This window comes from Microcoleus sp. PH2017_09_SFU_O_A, assembly GCF_020738625.1.
Lineage (GTDB): Bacteria > Cyanobacteriota > Cyanobacteriia > Cyanobacteriales > Microcoleaceae > Microcoleus.
This window is the reverse complement of record NZ_JAEQCF010000065.1, coordinates 1-15,184: the sequence shown is the minus strand read 5'-3', so window position 1 is coordinate 15,184 and position 15,184 is coordinate 1. Positions and strand designations below refer to the sequence as shown.

General features: G+C 45.5%; 12 protein-coding genes and 22 tRNA genes. 6 read left to right on the top strand and 28 right to left on the bottom strand.

Annotated features, from left to right (window positions below):
- Positions 1–10 precede the first annotated feature (10 nt).
- From JGK16_RS22645 to JGK16_RS22530, 24 genes are all read right to left on the bottom strand, one after another.
- A tRNA-Gly gene (locus JGK16_RS22645) sits at positions 11–82 on the bottom strand.
- A gap of 104 nt (positions 83–186) precedes the next feature.
- A tRNA-Gly gene (locus JGK16_RS22640) sits at positions 187–257 on the bottom strand.
- A gap of 57 nt (positions 258–314) precedes the next feature.
- On the bottom strand, positions 315–1,157 hold the full coding sequence (locus JGK16_RS22635; RefSeq protein ID WP_293192626.1) for a TIGR02452 family protein: 843 nt from the start codon (positions 1,155–1,157) through the stop codon (positions 315–317).
- A 93-nt stretch (positions 1,158–1,250) separates the two neighbouring features.
- Positions 1,251–1,322 (bottom strand) — tRNA-Thr (locus JGK16_RS22630).
- 95 nt (positions 1,323–1,417) lie between these two features.
- Positions 1,418–1,491, bottom strand: a tRNA-Leu gene (locus tag JGK16_RS22625).
- An 89-nt stretch (positions 1,492–1,580) separates the two neighbouring features.
- Positions 1,581–1,654, bottom strand: a tRNA-Leu gene (locus tag JGK16_RS22620).
- Positions 1,655–1,682: 28 nt separating this feature from the next.
- Positions 1,683–1,756, bottom strand: a tRNA-Leu gene (locus JGK16_RS22615).
- A 4-nt stretch (positions 1,757–1,760) separates the two neighbouring features.
- Positions 1,761–1,834: transfer RNA gene (locus JGK16_RS22610), tRNA-Pro, on the bottom strand.
- Positions 1,835–1,838: 4 nt separating this feature from the next.
- Positions 1,839–1,919 (bottom strand) — tRNA-Leu (locus JGK16_RS22605).
- 22 nt (positions 1,920–1,941) lie between these two features.
- A tRNA-Leu gene (locus tag JGK16_RS22600) sits at positions 1,942–2,018 on the bottom strand.
- A 29-nt stretch (positions 2,019–2,047) separates the two neighbouring features.
- Positions 2,048–2,121 (bottom strand) — tRNA-Gln (locus tag JGK16_RS22595).
- Positions 2,122–2,129: 8 nt separating this feature from the next.
- Positions 2,130–2,203, bottom strand: a tRNA-Gln gene (locus JGK16_RS22590).
- A gap of 10 nt (positions 2,204–2,213) precedes the next feature.
- A tRNA-Asn gene (locus tag JGK16_RS22585) sits at positions 2,214–2,288 on the bottom strand.
- Positions 2,289–2,294: 6 nt separating this feature from the next.
- Positions 2,295–2,367: transfer RNA gene (locus JGK16_RS22580), tRNA-Phe, on the bottom strand.
- Positions 2,368–2,371: 4 nt separating this feature from the next.
- A tRNA-Ser gene (locus JGK16_RS22575) sits at positions 2,372–2,458 on the bottom strand.
- A gap of 8 nt (positions 2,459–2,466) precedes the next feature.
- Positions 2,467–2,541: transfer RNA gene (locus JGK16_RS22570), tRNA-Arg, on the bottom strand.
- A 113-nt stretch (positions 2,542–2,654) separates the two neighbouring features.
- Positions 2,655–2,736 (bottom strand) — tRNA-Tyr (locus JGK16_RS22565).
- Between the two features lie 13 nt (positions 2,737–2,749).
- Positions 2,750–2,824, bottom strand: a tRNA-Lys gene (locus tag JGK16_RS22560).
- A gap of 5 nt (positions 2,825–2,829) precedes the next feature.
- Positions 2,830–2,904: transfer RNA gene (locus JGK16_RS22555), tRNA-Glu, on the bottom strand.
- Between the two features lie 21 nt (positions 2,905–2,925).
- Positions 2,926–3,000 (bottom strand) — tRNA-Trp (locus JGK16_RS22550).
- Positions 3,001–3,212: 212 nt separating this feature from the next.
- The gene (locus JGK16_RS22545; RefSeq protein ID WP_293183792.1) at positions 3,213–3,422 is read right to left on the bottom strand and encodes a hypothetical protein; all 210 of its coding nucleotides are present in this window, start codon (positions 3,420–3,422) and stop codon (positions 3,213–3,215) included.
- A gap of 132 nt (positions 3,423–3,554) precedes the next feature.
- Positions 3,555–3,628: transfer RNA gene (locus tag JGK16_RS22540), tRNA-Cys, on the bottom strand.
- Positions 3,629–3,703 (bottom strand) — tRNA-Glu (locus tag JGK16_RS22535).
- 219 nt (positions 3,704–3,922) lie between these two features.
- Positions 3,923–3,995, bottom strand: a tRNA-Asp gene (locus JGK16_RS22530).
- Between the two features lie 237 nt (positions 3,996–4,232).
- Between JGK16_RS22530 and JGK16_RS22525 the strand changes: the two genes are divergently transcribed.
- Positions 4,233–5,015: a glutathione S-transferase family protein gene (locus JGK16_RS22525; protein ID WP_363319705.1), complete on the top strand. Its 783-nt coding sequence runs from the start codon at positions 4,233–4,235 to the stop codon at positions 5,013–5,015.
- A gap of 215 nt (positions 5,016–5,230) precedes the next feature.
- Here the strand turns inward: JGK16_RS22525 and JGK16_RS22520 are convergent, their stop codons facing one another.
- A complete protein-coding gene (locus JGK16_RS22520; protein WP_293203414.1) occupies positions 5,231–5,464 on the bottom strand; it encodes a hypothetical protein in 234 nt (77 codons plus the stop codon).
- Positions 5,465–5,541: 77 nt separating this feature from the next.
- Between JGK16_RS22520 and JGK16_RS22515 the strand changes: the two genes are divergently transcribed.
- On the top strand, positions 5,542–6,471 hold the full coding sequence (locus JGK16_RS22515; RefSeq protein ID WP_293192620.1) for a polysaccharide deacetylase family protein: 930 nt from the start codon (positions 5,542–5,544) through the stop codon (positions 6,469–6,471).
- A gap of 342 nt (positions 6,472–6,813) precedes the next feature.
- Positions 6,814–7,605: a biotin--[acetyl-CoA-carboxylase] ligase gene (locus JGK16_RS22510; protein WP_293192618.1), complete on the top strand. Its 792-nt coding sequence runs from the start codon at positions 6,814–6,816 to the stop codon at positions 7,603–7,605.
- A gap of 145 nt (positions 7,606–7,750) precedes the next feature.
- Here JGK16_RS22510 and JGK16_RS22505 read toward each other — a convergent pair whose 3' ends face one another.
- Positions 7,751–11,359 (bottom strand): OmpA family protein, encoded by a 3,609-nt coding sequence (locus JGK16_RS22505; protein ID WP_293192616.1) that lies wholly within the window; start codon positions 11,357–11,359, stop codon positions 7,751–7,753.
- Between the two features lie 134 nt (positions 11,360–11,493).
- Positions 11,494–12,528, bottom strand: a complete 1,035-nt coding sequence (gene pdxA / locus JGK16_RS22500; RefSeq protein WP_293192614.1) for a 4-hydroxythreonine-4-phosphate dehydrogenase PdxA — start codon at positions 12,526–12,528, stop codon at positions 11,494–11,496.
- A gap of 125 nt (positions 12,529–12,653) precedes the next feature.
- Between pdxA and petM the strand changes: the two genes are divergently transcribed.
- The 3 genes from petM (at position 12,654) to JGK16_RS22485 (ending at position 14,851) form a co-directional block, all read left to right on the top strand.
- The gene (gene petM / locus JGK16_RS22495; protein WP_172189541.1) at positions 12,654–12,758 is read left to right on the top strand and encodes a cytochrome b6-f complex subunit PetM; all 105 of its coding nucleotides are present in this window, start codon (positions 12,654–12,656) and stop codon (positions 12,756–12,758) included.
- A 196-nt stretch (positions 12,759–12,954) separates the two neighbouring features.
- Positions 12,955–13,932: an NmrA family NAD(P)-binding protein gene (locus JGK16_RS22490; RefSeq protein ID WP_293192612.1), complete on the top strand. Its 978-nt coding sequence runs from the start codon at positions 12,955–12,957 to the stop codon at positions 13,930–13,932.
- Between the two features lies 1 nt (position 13,933).
- Positions 13,934–14,851: an NAD(+) kinase gene (locus tag JGK16_RS22485; protein ID WP_293183772.1), complete on the top strand. Its 918-nt coding sequence runs from the start codon at positions 13,934–13,936 to the stop codon at positions 14,849–14,851.
- An 81-nt stretch (positions 14,852–14,932) separates the two neighbouring features.
- Here JGK16_RS22485 and JGK16_RS22480 read toward each other — a convergent pair whose 3' ends face one another.
- Complete coding sequence (locus JGK16_RS22480; protein ID WP_293183769.1) at positions 14,933–15,073, bottom strand: hypothetical protein; 141 nt, start codon at positions 15,071–15,073, stop codon at positions 14,933–14,935.
- Positions 15,074–15,184: the final 111 nt, after the last annotated feature.

Genomic DNA, 15,184 nt, shown 5'->3' with positions numbered 1-15,184 from the left:
GGACTCCAAAAGCGGATGATGGGACTCGAACCCATGCGCTGAGAATGGCATACTCAAATGCTAACCTTTACATCACACCCGCAAACAAATTTGATATTTTAGTTTACGTGTAACAGTCACTTGTCAACAATTGTAAAACTTCACTGTCAACTGTCAACTGTCAACTGTCAACTGTTTAATCAGCCAAGCGGATAACGAGGCTCGAACTCGTGCCTAGAGTTTGGAAGACTCGAATGCTACCGTTACACCATATCCGCGCGATCGAAAATGTAAAACTGCTTTTATAGACTGCTCATCGTTATGAAAAATCTCGATTAATTTGAGGAAAATCTACTGTCAAATTCTGCAAATATCCTTCCTTCTTCGCTAGAGTCTAGGACGGAAAATAGTACGCTTTTGAATCTGCCAGCAAATTGACCGTTTGGCAATAAAAAGTCTGCAAACATCTGAGCTACCATAGATGGATCGTTCCTGAAGACACCACATCCCCAAGCTCCTAAAATTAACGCATCGGAACCTTTGTTAACAGCTAAAGCCAACAATTTTGCACCGCGTCCGTACAGAGTTTCGCGAATTTTTCCCGTACTTTCTGACTCTTTTCGGGAAATCTCACCAGCATTCGGAGCGCAACTCGTGATAAAATCAACAAGATAAGGTTCCTCAAGCAAAGTTCCATCATCTTTTCGGAATACTGAACAGCCGGGAGAGTAGATGAGTCGATCGGAGTAGAGCAGCGATTTATGAGAGCGATGATACTCGTAATATTTAGGACATTTTAAGAGGCTTTTGTACAGTGCAGAACTGCGTGCTAAGCTCTCTTCTTGCGCTTGAGCGCCTCTGATGAATCCACCACCCGGATTTTTGGCAGAAGCGAAATTTAGGACTCCTATTTTTGCAAATTTGTGCGATCGCCCTATACGCTCTGCACCCACCAGCGTTGTCTCATTTCTCACCATAAATTCCGTGTTCGAGAATTGGGGAGTACCTGAGAGAACGTTTTCCTGAATCGCTGACAGGGCTTCGGGTTCGTAGTATGCCGTCCCAGCAATACAGGAGGCTAATTGGCGATCGATCTTAACCTGCTTCCCTTCCGGGGACAAGTAGCAACCATCTTCGAGAATTTTTAGCGTGTTTTGGGCGATCGCAATTCTTTTCATGCTTTTAACTCGGATTTGCTACAAAAAATTAGCTCTGTAACTTCTATTGAAAAGTTAGCACAATTAGATAGACTCCTTCTGAGCTTTAGGACAAGCAAGTGGCGAGATTTGAACTCGCATAAAAGCTTTACAAGAGCCTCATGTTGCCAATTACATCACACCTGCAATTTTGGTGGCGGGGACAGGAGTTGAACCTGCTATGAAGAGGCTTATGAGACCTCCAAGCCTACCCAGGCTACTTCACCCGCGATATCACCAAATACCCCTGGCTGGCCTCGAACCAGCAACCTCCTCGTTCTAAGCGAGGCACCTCTTCCAATTGGGCTACAAGGGCAAAATAGTTGACAGTTGACAGTTGACAGTTGATAGTTGATAGTTGATAGTTAACCACTGTAATTTTATCTTATATATATTAAAAATTCATGCTCCCGACAGGATTTGAACCTGTAAAAAACTAGCTTCTCGAACTAGCGCGTCTGCCGTTTCGCCACGAGAGCAAATAGTAGAAATTGGCTATTAACCAAGTACCCCTGACAGGATTTGAACCTGCAAAATACTCGTTCTGAGCGAGTAATGTTTTCCAATTACATCACAGGGGTAAAGTCGGGATAGCAGGATTTGAACCTGCAACCTTCGGCTCCCAAAGCCGCCGCGCTACCAAATTGCGCCACATCCCGTTCATGCTCCTGGTGAGACTCGAACTCACAATCAAAATAGAACAGATTTTAAGTCTGCCGCGTCTGCCAATTCCGCCACAAGAGCAAGTATAAACTTAAGGAAAATTTGGTACTCCTAGTGAGATTTGAACTCACACTTGACAATTTTTGAAATTGCCGCCTCTTCCAATTGGGCTACAGGAGTATAATTAATCTGCTTTGGTAATAGCAGAACTGGGAAGGTAGGGCTTGAACCTACATTTGTCCGCTTTCAAAGAGCGGTGCCATACCGATTAGGCGACTTCCCAATAATTGAATGCCGGGGTAGGCTTTGAAGCTACAAACTGATGCTTCAGAGGCATCCGACTTTACCAATTTGTCCACCCGGCAATTTGAAAAATGGCTGCCTCAGTAGGACTCGAACCTACAACCATCACGTTAACAGCGTGCAGCTCTACCGTTGAGCTATGAGGCAACGCAATCCCCCAAGTCAGTATCGAACTGACGGCCTCTTGTTCTTCACACAAGCACTCTACCAACTGAGCTATCGGGGGAAAACGGAGAGAGAGGGATTTGAACCCTCGACGGTTGTTAAGCCGCTCTTTCTTAGCAGGAAAGCGCCATAAGCCTCTCGGCCACCTCTCCTCAATGAGCGAGAACGGAGGGATTTGAACCCCCAAATCTTCAGCCGCGCAAACTGAGTTGTTGTCCGATTACAACACATTCTCATAATTGCAATTGCATATTAAATGCAATTACAAATAATTTACAATCTCAAATCTCAAATCTTAAATCTTGAATCTAAAAATCCAAAATCTAAAATCCAAAATCTAAAATCGCATGGGTCGGGCTGGAATCGAACCAGCAATGCTTTAAGCTACTGTTTTACAGACAGCTACTCATACCAATATGAGAACCGACCCAAGGTTGAAAATTTGGTAGGTCGCCGAGGAATTGAACCTCGATCCATCCGCTTAAAAGGCGGCTGCAAAACCATTCTGCCAACGACCCACACACAGTGCTGACGGGAGTTGAACCCGCAAATCACTTGGGTGAAAACCAAGCGGCTTAAACCATTTGCCTACAGCACTAAAAATTTGATATTAAAAATTTGGCACAGGAACTGAGATTTGAACTCAGAATGCTGGTTTTGGAGACCAGAGTGTTGCCAGTTACACCATCCCTGCTTGCGATATAAGTTCAAAGAAACCGGGCTTTTTACCTAATCTCTGGGCTCGGGTGAAGAATTTTCGTAAAAAACCCGGTTTCTAACTACCTGTGCGTCGAGCACTGTGTTGCTTTGTTACTTTCAAAGTTAAAAACTGCAATTAAAAGAGTGTTGGTTTAATCTTTTAATTTCTCGTTTTTCAAAACAAGTAAGCTTCTGGAACTTGTTCGCTCAAACTTTGGTATCATCTCGCATTTGCCAAACCAATTTCTGAGCTTCCCATGCTGCATCAAGTTGTTGCAAAGTAGCATCAACGTCTTGAGAATAGCTGTCAGCAAGGGATTTTTGAACGAACGCAGTCAACTGATCTTCCAAGTTGGCACTATTATTTGATACATCGTTTGGCATGAACTTTGAAAGAACGGTAGTTTTGGTCTTCATAACTTCTAACCTCCGTCAATGTCTATTAGGCTTTACTTCCTCTGTTTTGTAGAATGACCGACTTTACAGTGCGTACCCTAAATAATTAAATTTCATGGAATTTATGTAATTTTTAATTACAATTGGGAACAGAGGTTAGGGCGGGATTTGAACCCGCGAAATTCGGTTTTGCAGACCGATGCTTTGAGCCACTCAGCCACCTAACCTGGGAGTCCCGACGAGGTTTGCACTCGCAATCTTCTGCTTGAGGGGCAGACGGCTTGACTTTTGCCTACGGGACTATTGATTTTGGATTTTAGATTTTAGATTGAAGAATTATTACTTGAGATTTGAGTCGATTTAAAATTTAAAATTTTAAATCAAAATTTCAAATCTAAAATCTCAATATCTCAAATAAGGTGCGTCGCTATGAGATTGTCGATATTATTTAGGATTTTTGATGGCGACGCACCCTACAGCTCAAATCCAAAATCCAAAATCCAAAATCCAAAATTGCTTGACGGGGCTGACGGGTTTCGATCCCGCTACCTTCGCTGTGACAGAGCGACGCTCTCCCAATTGAGCTACAGCCCCACAAAGGTTTGTGTTTGGACGGGGTGGCGGTTGATTCCGCGTACTACAACCTAGGGGTTATGGTTGCCGGAGTCTACACCGCCAAATGTCCAAAAGTATGTGACATTGTTAATTTCCTATTCAGTTTTCAAGGTTCGTATTGCTTGTGAGTTAAAGCTTTGAAGCTCTTTCCCGGTTGCTATATATTTATACTACATTGTGTGCTACAAGACTGTCAAGGGGGTAATACAACTTTTTTTGAAATCTTTTTTTGACATGGGGTGTCGATCGCCCTTTCCGAACACTCCCACTCTGCCAAACTACCTAAAATCAAGACATTTGGCTGCTAAACTGGTGGTGTCGTTCGAGAAAAATCCGATGCTGAAACTGTACTACAATCCGATTTCTCTGAATTCTCGTCGCGTGTGGGTGGCACTTCTGGAGAAACAAGTTGCGTTTGAGCCGATCGCACTTAACCTCGACGGCGACCAATTTGCACCGGATTTTCTGGCAATTAACCCGTTTCACCGCATACCGGCGTTGGTGGATGGAGATTTGACTTTGGTGGAGTCGCTGGCAATTCTCGATTATATAGATGCCAAATATCCCACGCCCCCACTGCTACCGACAGAGGCGAAAGCCTTGGGAATTGTGCGGATGGTGTCCATGCTGACTTTAAATGAACTGTTGCCGGCAATGTTTCCCTTAACCAGGCAAATGCTGGGTGTGCCGGGAGACAGTGAGGAAAAGTTGGCACAGTCAAAGCAACAGATATTAACCGTGCTGAGGTTTTTTGAGGGCTTGTTGGCCGATCGGCGCACTTTTTTTGCTGGCGAACAGTTTTCTTTGGCGGAAGTCGTGGCGGGGACTGCGGTTCCTTCTGTGGGGATGTTTGACATATCTTTTGATGAGTATCCGAAGTTGCAGCAGTGGGTTGCGAGACTTGCAGGGCGCGAGAGTTGGCTGCAAACGGAGGTACCTCAAGCGCAAATTGCGGCGAAAATCCCAATTATTCGGGATTTACTGGCGGCAAGGCTTTAAATCTTCAACCCGCCTCCGCAGGTTTCGTCTGTCTAGGCGCGATTTCAATCGCCCGCTTCCCATCGCCCCCTATTTACTGGCGGCAAGGCTTTAAAGATATACAGGGCGATAAATATACCGGGCGATTAGAAATCGCGGCTATACAAACAATGTCCACCTCCGTGGACTCAAGAAACTTCTAAGCCCCTAAATATATCGGGTGATTGAAATCGCCCTTAATCGCAATCGCTGGCAATTTCTTCAACCCGCGCAGGCGGGTTTCGTCTGTCTAGGCGCGATTTCAATCGCCCGGATTCGATCGCCCGCTTCCGATCGCCCGGATTCGATCGCCCGGATTCGATCGCCCGCTTCCGATCGCCCGGATTCGATCGCCCGGATTCGATCGCCCGGATTCGATCGCCCGGATTCGATCGCCCTTCCGATCCCGCTGTCAATCCCCGCTGAGACATATTTATCAAAAATAAGGTTTCTTTTCCTTGAAATTCCCATTATCATTATCGGCAGTGTGGAGTGAAAGGAATCCCAAGTGACCGGAAATCATCTGTTTCAAAGACTGCGAAAAAAATGGCGTTTTGTGGCGATCGCCCTAGCAGCGGCTACAATAAGCTTTATCGTCGGTACGCTGCTGCCAGGAAACCAACAAGGAAGCGACAAACCTGCAACCGCCGCCGTGCAGAACCTCAAGCAATCCTTAACGGTAAATCGGCTAGCAAAAGAGGTTGGGGACGATCGAACAGGCTTTAATCTCGATCGCACAATTGAAGAACTTCTCACCGTATTGGAATCCAAAGAAAAAAACTTGACTTTTGTGCCACCTGAGCAGTTTCAGGGAAAAACTGTTTTTGAAGGGACAATCAAATATTCCCAAAAAGTTATTGCTTTAACAGTTGATGACGGGCCGTGGCCAGAAACAACTGAACAAATGCTGGATATTTTTAAGCAAAATGACATTAAAGCAACATTTTTTTGGATAGGTAAATCTCTCGAAGCTTCTCCTGACATTGCTCGTCGAGTTGTAGCAGAAGGTCACGCGATCGGCAATCATACGTGGCATCACCCTTACGATCCGATGGATGCGGCGACGGCGGCTAGCGAAATAGATCGCACGGCAAAACTTATTTACGAAACGACGGGAGTTAAGACTACTTATTTCCGCCCGCCGGGAGGAGTTTTGACTAATGGTTTGGCTAAGTATGCTAAGGAGCAAAATTATTCTGTGGTGATGTGGTCGGTAACTTCTGCTGATACCGATCCCCGCGCTCAACCAGAAGCTTTTGTTGAGAATGTGTTGAAGAATGCCAAGCCGGGGGCGATTGTGTTGATGCACGACGGCGGGGGCGATCGATCTCGTACTATTAAGGCTTTACCGGAGATGATTGCTGGCTTGAAGCAGCAGGGATATCGGTTTGTGACGATTCCTGAGTTGCTGGAAATGCAAGGGCAATCGGCAGCGTAAATTGTGCGGCGATTGCTTGTCTTTTTTCGAGGATAAAACTAAGGCTAAAGAAACCCGTTTTCTGGGATAAATATTGGTTTTTCAACTATATATACGAAGAATCTGGGTTTCTTACTCCCTAGGATTGCGTCCTTTAATAGCATAAATTTGCGATAGATTTTAGATTTATACAATATGATTTAACCGCAGAGAACACAGAGAACACAGAGGAAGAGAATAGAGAGATGAATTATTAATATGCACCGTGCGATATAATTTTTGTGAAAAATGATATGAAAAAATCTCAAGAAATTAGAAAATAATGAAGTTGAGAGGATAGGGGATATTCCTACTGAGGTAAGGTTGATAAATACTGTTGATAATGAGTTAGTTCGTCACTGGCTGCACTCTTTGGATACTTGTCCCAGTACCAACAGTTGGGCGATCGCCCGCGCAGACCAACTGCACCACGGAGATGTAGTATTTACTAAGCAGCAAACCAACGGGCGCGGACAACAAGGGCGCACTTGGCACTCCCCAACCGGTGTTTTGACTGCGAGTTTTGTACTCGACAACCTCAATCCCAATCTGTTACCCGGACTCAGTTTAGCAGTCGGTTTGGCTGTGATTTTCGCGATCGAGGATTTGGTGCCCGAATGTCGCGATATGCTGCGCCTGAAATGGCCAAATGATGTTTGGATCGATCGCCAAAAATTAGCCGGAATTCTCTGTGAAGCCACTTCTGGGAACACATTCGGCACTCGCGTGGTTGTCGGAATTGGACTCAACCGCTGCGTAGATTTCGCGGCGGCCGGATTGGATGCCAGGGCGATCGGCAATGCGGTAAGCTTGCATTCTATTGCGGGTAATGTGCCCGATGAACTCTGTTTGCTCGATCGACTACGGCACTATTTACTCGAACTAGCCGATATGTTCTCCACCACCGACAGGGCACCCGAAAAGTCCGGTTTAGCGCGACTGTTACCGGAATTGCGCCGTCGCGACGGGCTGATTGGCTGTAATGTGGCGATCGAACTTTCCTCCGAAACCATCTGCGGAGAAGCCGCCGGGATTGACGGATGCGGCCGGTTGTTAGTATGCTTGGCGGGCGATCGAATACAAGCCTTTACCTCCGGCCGAATACGATTAAGTTAAGACGAAGAAGTCATTTGTTATTTGTTATTTGTTATTTGTTATTTGTTATTTGTTAGCAATTCCCGATGCCCGATGCCCGATGCCCGATGCCCGATGCCCGATGCCCGATGCCCGATGCCCGATGCCCGATGCCCCATTACCCAATTTAATTTACCACCTCAAACATGACCAATCTGCTCAGCCACAGCGGTTGATTAGCCTCCACACCTTCGGGACGACCCTTAGTAGAAGCAACTTGTATTCTATTGCCATTTATCCCTTCTTTAACCAGAGCAGCCTTCACATTTATCGCCCTTTCCAGCGCCAACTTTTGATTTTCCGCAGGGCTGCTTTTAAAATCGCTGTAGCCAATTACCCTCAAATTAGTCGTGCTATTCTCCTCCATATATTGTTTAACTTTGCTCAGTTTTTGTGCTATATCTTTCGGCGACAAAATTGCCGAACCAGCACCGAAATAAAGGCGAACTTCTATTGGCGGTGACGGCAGTTGAGTTCCGATTCCCACTGTATTTGTTACCGACTTCACCCCCGGAATTTTCTCAAAAGCTTGAGTAATTTTCTGAGCATCCGTTGCTTTGCTCACACTACCTGCAATCGCGACTTTTCCCTCTGCATAGCGAGCCGAGATATTAATGCTTTCTAACTTATTCAAAAGAGCCACAGTCCGCTTGACATCAGCTTCGGTTAAAACCGGATCGGGAGGTACTTCAACGGCTATAATTTTATTGTCAATTCTTAATTTGGGAGCTGCATCCTGAGCGATTTTTTCCGCTTTCACTCGCAGCTTTTGATTCGGCACTCGTCCCGAAATCTCTAATACTCCATCTTTAACATCTGCCGCAAGGCGATAAACCGATAAGTCGGGAGCAGATTGTAAAGCTAAATTTGTATCTGCTTCTAAAGTCGCTGCAATTCCGCTGCGGTATTCATGAGTGCCCCAACCTACGCCAATTAAACCTAACACTGCCAAACCGATAACTGGTAAAATTGGAATCTTAGTAGATTTAACTTTTACCTCTGTATCGATTAACTTTTGCAAGTTTAAGTTTACTCCTGGAGGCAGACGAGTCGGATCTCCGTTAAATGCCTGAATTTGCTCTCCGTATTCTTGAAGAATATTCTTAAATATTGCTCGCATTTTGTACTTAAACCATTGGCGGGTTCCTCCTTCGATCACTACTGCTAGATAACACGAACCTGCTACTTCCAATACTATCGAAGATGTCCCGTATTGTACCGCATCAATCTCTGCAAGATTTCCCGATTGAGATATGCAGTCGTTGACAAAAGAGCGAATAGCAGTCAGCATCCCTGCTATCATTTCTGATTCTAGCTCTTCGCTTTCAGGCGGCTGCACTCCTGCAATTAACAATCCAGAATTTTTTTGAATCAAAAATACAGCTTTAACAGTCAGCGGTGCTGTTGCTTGCATTAGCAATTCTGCTTCAGAAATTCCTTGCAATTTGGCTTTAATTTTGCGAGCGATCGCATCAGGACTTAACGATTGATCCAACTTTTCGTTAATCTCGCGCATCGTCTCGCCGATGTATTTTAAAATTGTGCTGCCGATGATCGGATAAAGTGCATCCGACATTGCTTCTCGCTTGATAGTAATTTGCTGTTTGATTGCCGAGGCCATTTCCGGCGCCAGCGCTATGGCAATTTCATCGGGATATTCACTAATTCTGTGGCTGATTCCCACAGGAATAGAAGGCGCTAGGGCTACTCCAAACGACTGCCGATTTTCTCGGATTTTGGTATCAATTACTTCATCAATTATCGGAGCGATGGTTTCGGCAAATGATTTTCTAGAGTCATTAATTGTTTGGATCATCATTTCTGGAAAGATGCTTTTAATTCGGGCCATTAATTCTGCCCGATCGCCTCCCCATTCAGCATCAGTTATTTTGCGTTCTAGTTCCTGTACTTTACTGTTGAGATTGTAATTATAACCTACCACTTCATCTAATAACGGTAAAATAGATTGGATGACAGATTTTTCTAGTTGGGAGTGATGGCTAACCATCAGCTCGTCAATCAAGGGTTTGAGTAAATCTGTAAACAAGTCTGTCGATTGATAAATCCGGTGTTCGATCGCCACAATCTTTTGTTCGATATTTCCGAGTCTTTCATCAATCTTTTTGTTCTGAACGATCGCATCGACAGTAGGGGCGATCGCAGATTCTATCTCTAGCTTAGCGTCCCGAATGCTTCCGGACAGCATTTCCAAGATCGCGGGCATGATTCTTCCCATCAACCCTTCGATCTCGCCTAAAACTTGCTGCTGAACTTCGACAATCTTACTTTCATTTTGCAATATTTTTGCTGCAATACCGCTGTTTTGAATAGCAGTATCGACAGCAGGTGCGATCGCCTCTGTCACCTCTAACTTTGTCTCGTCAATTTTCCGGTTCAGCGACTCAATCATTAACGGCATCAACCTTGCCAGGATTTCTTCCGGCTGAGATTTTTGCTGGCGCTGAAGATTATTGAGCCTACTTTCTACATCGCTCAATTTTCCTGGAACTTCTCTTTGCAGAATTGCTGATTCAATCAAAGGTTCGATCGCTGCTGCTACCTCTAATTTTGATTCATCAATTTTCCGGTTCAGCAAATCCGTGATTGCTGGCATTAGCATCGCCATAATCTCTTCTGGCGTCTGAATTGGCGACTCTTGGGTAGCCAGCCGGCGCTCGACGATGCTCAATACTTTTTCTTCTATTTCTACCCAAGCTATTCTTACCTGTACTGAGGGTGCAAGTGTTTCTACAACTTCTAACTTTAATTCACTAATTTTGCGGGCGAGCAAATCGCTAACTACCGGGACTAACTGTTTGATAATATCTTCCGGTTGCTGCTGGTAACGCTGCTGAACAGTCGCAAGTTTCTCTTCAATTATGACTACTTGTTCTTCCAGTCCATTTTGATTGTCAACTACTTGATTGATTGTCGGTGCGATCGCCGAAGTCACCTCTAACTTAGACTCCTCTACCTTGCGGTTGAGCAGATCTCCCACCATCAACATTAGCCGTTTAACTAACTGTTCTGAATTTCCCAATTGCTGCTGGTTGAAATCAGAAATTTGATTTTCCAAATCCGCTAATTTTGTCTGAACTTCCAGGCGATTGATTTTATCGTTGCCGACGAGTTCTATCGCCTGGTTTAATTGAAACTTCAACCGCTCTAGCTCTTCTCTCACTAACTCGGGAATTAAAGGTTTCAATAAATTCATCAATTCTTTCGGCTCACACATTAGTTTCTCAAAATTTTCTAACCTTTGTTCTACGCTGAAAATATTACTGTAAAATTCCGGCAAATCCCTTTCAAACAACAGTTCCTGCAACCGTTTAAACTCTTCGACTGCTTTTTCTAAATCTTCTTCCGACGGTCGCTCATTGTTTGCTAAATTAGCGATTCTAGATAAGCCTGCTTCTTCGTTCTTGTTTTGTCGTCTTTGAGGTGGTATCTCTTCATGATTATTCAATACTTCCGGTACAACCGCAGGTGATTCGATCAAAAAAGACAATTGGTTGCGCCGATTTTCCTCTTCCTCAAGTCGCTCTGCTGATTTTTCAGATGGCGGTAACTTTAGCTCGATAGGTTCTTTTTTTGATTGCTTCAGTAACTGGATTTCAGTCAATATGATTAGCAATTCCTGAAGTTGATCTCCTGCTTTAGAACTTACCTGAGTTGCATCTGACACCTCTGTTTCTGACTGATATATGTTCCCTGAATTATCATTAGATGCTGCCATACTGTGCTACCAAAATCTGATTTTAAGCGATCGACTAAAATGACCAGCTTGCTTGTCGCCTGACGCCAGCGAACATCAATAGGAATGACACAATTTTGCCCAGTGTCAGACTTAATTAAGGCTATCGCCCTATTTTATACTGCTGCTCTGCGACTAGCCAACTGGGCCGCCAACTGTAACGCTGCTGTCATGCTAGAGGCATCGGCAATTCCTTGACCTACAATATCAAAAGCTGTGCCGTGATCGGGAGATGTGCGGACAAAGGGTAAGCCAATTGTAGTGTTGACCGCTTTGTCGAAAGCCATCAATTTTACTGGAATCAAGCCTTGGTCGTGGTACATTGCCAAGTAACCGTCGTGAGCTAATGAGGCTAAGCCGTACCAAACTTTAGCCGGTTTTACCCACATGGTATCCGGGGGGATTGGCCCGTCTAATTGCACTTGGGGAAAACGATCGCGCTGCGCTTTCAACCACGGTATCATCCAGTCTTGCTCTTCTTTTCCCAGTTTGCCATTTTCGCCGCTGTGAGGATTTAAGCCAGAAATCGCTATTTTTGGTTTTTCTATCCCAAAATCTTCGCGCAAACACTCGATCAGCAATTCTAGTTTTTCACTCAGCAACTCTGGATTCAAAGCCTCGGGTACTTGACGCAGAGGAATATGTGTGGTAGCGAGTAAAGTTACCAGCGTCCAACCGCTGTGGGGAGATGTGGCGACAAACAGCATTCCGAACCGCTGCGATTTCGACCTTTCTGCGAGAAGTTCTGTTTGTCCGGGATAATTGTAACCTGCGGCCTGCCAGCAAGTTTTGGAAATGGGGCCGGTGACGATCGCACAAAATTCGCCGGCAAGGGTACGAGCGATCGCCTTTTCCATATACTCAAAGCTAGCCGCCCCACTAGCCGCATTCCCGACACCGGGGATAATGGAACCCCACTTGCTGTCTGGTTCGATATCAATAATCTTTAATGTTGCGGGATTTGCTGCTGTTGTAGCCCGATCGATCGATCGCAGCCGATCGTAAGTTTGTTGCAAAATCATCCTCGATCCGAAAACCGTCACCATCAAAGCAGCAGCCGGATCTGCCAAAGCCTTGAGAATCACTTCCGGGCCAATTCCTGCCGGATCTCCCAGAGTTACAGCTAGTTTTGATTGCCGATCGAGACTCAAGGCAGTTTTCTCCCCAAAAAATACAGCAATTTCAGCAGTGAGATTTTAGCATTCATGTAGCTGGTTGCCCCAAATTATATTATTATTTTTATCTAATGCGATCGTCCAATTAGGCATATACAATCATGAATCCTGAAATTTTCAATGCAGCCTTTTTGTCCTTTTCCCTAATTTTCGTGGGTATAGGCGGAGGCTTCCTCCTGCTCAAACTGCAAGGCGGCGAAGAATAAATTTTTGTAACAATCATTCAGAAGTCTTCTAGCTCAAGCCTTCTAGCTTCTGCGTGCCACCCAAAGCCAGCGTGCTGCTTAGGCTCTCAAGCCAAAAATGAGAAAAATTCAGGTTTTTGTTAAGTTTTTATAAAAAACATAACGAAAACCTGATACCATCTTATAGAAAGTTTAAGATTCATAAATTAATCCCTAGATGACTTTATTGATTGTAGGAGCCACCGGCACCCTCGGCCGTCAAATAGCCCGCCGCGCCCTAGACGAGGGCTACCAGGTGCGTTGTTTAGTCAGAAATTACAGAAAAGCGGCCTTTTTGAAAGAATGGGGCGCCGAACTCGTACCGGGAAACCTTTGCCAGCCTGACAGCTTAATTCCTGCATTAGAAGGCGTCACTGCTATCATCGATGCAGCAACAGCCAGCGCAGCCGATTCTGTCAGCATCAAAAGAGTAGACTGGGACGGAAAAGTATCGCTGATCCAAGCAGCAGCAGCAGCAGGCATCAAGCGTTACATATTCTTTTCATTTCTCGACGCCGAAAAATATCAGCAAGTCCCCTTGTTGGAAATTAAGCGCTGTACTGAGCTATTCTTAGCAGAATCCGGTCTAGACTACACAATATTGAGACCTTGCGGCTTTTTGCAAGGACTGCTGAGCCTGTACGCAATGCCAATTTTGGATGGTCAGGGAGTCTGGTTGCCCAACAAGCCGTCAGCCCTTGCTTACATGAACACTCAGGACGTTGCGAAGTTTGCCGTCCGAGCTCTTACCGTTCCCGAAACCGAGAAAAAAAGCTTTCCGGTGGTGGGAAATCGCGCTTGGGATGCTGAGGAAATCGTGCGGTTGTGCGAGCGGCTTTCTGGGAAACAGGCCAAAATCACCCGCACGCCAGATGCCTTGTTGCAGGCTACCCGTCAATTTGCTAAGTTCTTTCAGTGGGGTTGGAACGTAGCTGACAGATTGGCTTTTTCAGAAGTTTTAGCAGCCGGAAAACCCTTGAAAGCTCCGATGGATGACGTTTACAGTGTCTTCGGATTAGACCCTAAAGAAACTACAACTTTGGAATCTTATCTGGAAGAATACTTCAGTCTGATTATGAAGAAGCTCAGGGAAATAGAGTACGAGCAGCTTAAGACTAAAAAACGGAGTAAACAAAAAATGCCTTTTACATTTTAAAGTGCCGAAAGCTGGGATTATATACAACGACGTTAAACCAGTCTCTTGTCGCATCGCCGAAGAGTTGAAAGACAAGCTGACTGCCCGCGGCTGGGAGGTCTGCGCGGTTTCCGGTGCCGGGGGAATTTTGGGCTATTCTAGTCCCGATCGCCCCATGTGCCACACTCCGATCGACCAACTTGTCCCCCCCGGTTTTGACAGCGACATGGAGTTTGCAGTGGTTTTGGGTGGCGACGGTACGGTGCTGTCGGCATTTCGCCAAGTTGCTCCCATCGGAGTGCCGCTGCTGACTGTCAATACCGGTCATATGGGCTTTTTAACAGAAACTTACCTAAACTTGCTCCCGCAAGCTTTGGAAAAGGCGATCGCCGGAGAATACGAAATAGAAGAAAGATCGATGTTGGCCGTGCGGCTGTTTCGAGACAACGACTGCCTTTGGGAAGCCCTTTGTCTCAATGAAATGGTACTGCACCGCGAACCGTTGACTTGTATGTGCCATTTTGAAGTGGCGATCGGCCAGCACGCCTCTGTGGACATTGCCGCAGATGGGGTAATTATCTCGACTCCGACTGGATCGACAGCCTACGCGCTGTCAGCCGGCGGCCCTGTAATTATTCCGGGAGTCCCAGTGTTGCAGTTAGTCCCTCTTTGCCCGCATTCAATGGCTTCTCGGGCTTTAGTATTTAGCAATACTGAGCCGGTGAAGATTTTGCCGGCAAGTCCGAACCGCCTGGTAATGGTGGTAGATGGGAACGGCGGCTGTTATGTTCGGCCTGAGGATTGGGTGCAAATTGAGCGATCGCCCTACCCAGCCCGCTTTGTTCGGATACAATCTTTTGAGTTTTTCCACATTTTGCGGGAAAAATTGGGCTGGGGCTTGCCTCACATTGCTAAACCGAGTTCGGTTGAGTTGCCTTAATAGTTGTTGGTAATGAGCGGAGTGTAGCGGAGAATTAAAGTCCCGTCTTTTTAGGGGGGCTTTTTCTTCGCTTTCAGGTTTCTAAGTTTTTGTGCAGGATAAGGCTCGATCGGCATCTCGATCAAGAATCCTTAATTCTCGATCGAGATTCCGAACCATCTCCAAGGTGAGGCAGCGTTTGCGAGATAGCGTTAGTGCGATCGAACATTTTTGGTTTAACATCTTACCCATTACCTAGGGCTTGCTGAATAATTGATTGCCAACCAAGAGCAGGAGCGATCAATATATTCAAGCTTGGTTAAAGATAAGTTTTTTCTGTATCGAGTCGCCCCA

Bases quoted from the DNA above. Each gene is read 5' to 3' on its own strand.
- JGK16_RS22490 (WP_293192612.1), top strand. From the start codon at position 12,955: ATGACTTTATTGATTGTAGGAGCCACCGGCACCCTCGGCCGTCAAATA.
- JGK16_RS22545 (WP_293183792.1), bottom strand. From the start codon at position 3,422: ATGAAGACCAAAACTACCGTTCTTTCAAAGTTCATGCCAAACGATGTA.
- JGK16_RS22505 (WP_293192616.1), bottom strand. From the start codon at position 11,359: ATGGCAGCATCTAATGATAATTCAGGGAACATATATCAGTCAGAAACA.
- JGK16_RS22635 (WP_293192626.1), bottom strand. From the start codon at position 1,157: ATGAAAAGAATTGCGATCGCCCAAAACACGCTAAAAATTCTCGAAGAT.
- JGK16_RS22480 (WP_293183769.1), bottom strand. From the start codon at position 15,073: ATGTTAAACCAAAAATGTTCGATCGCACTAACGCTATCTCGCAAACGC.
- JGK16_RS22520 (WP_293203414.1), bottom strand. From the start codon at position 5,464: ATGTCTCAGCGGGGATTGACAGCGGGATCGGAAGGGCGATCGAATCCG.
- petM (WP_172189541.1), top strand. From the start codon at position 12,654: ATGAATCCTGAAATTTTCAATGCAGCCTTTTTGTCCTTTTCCCTAATT.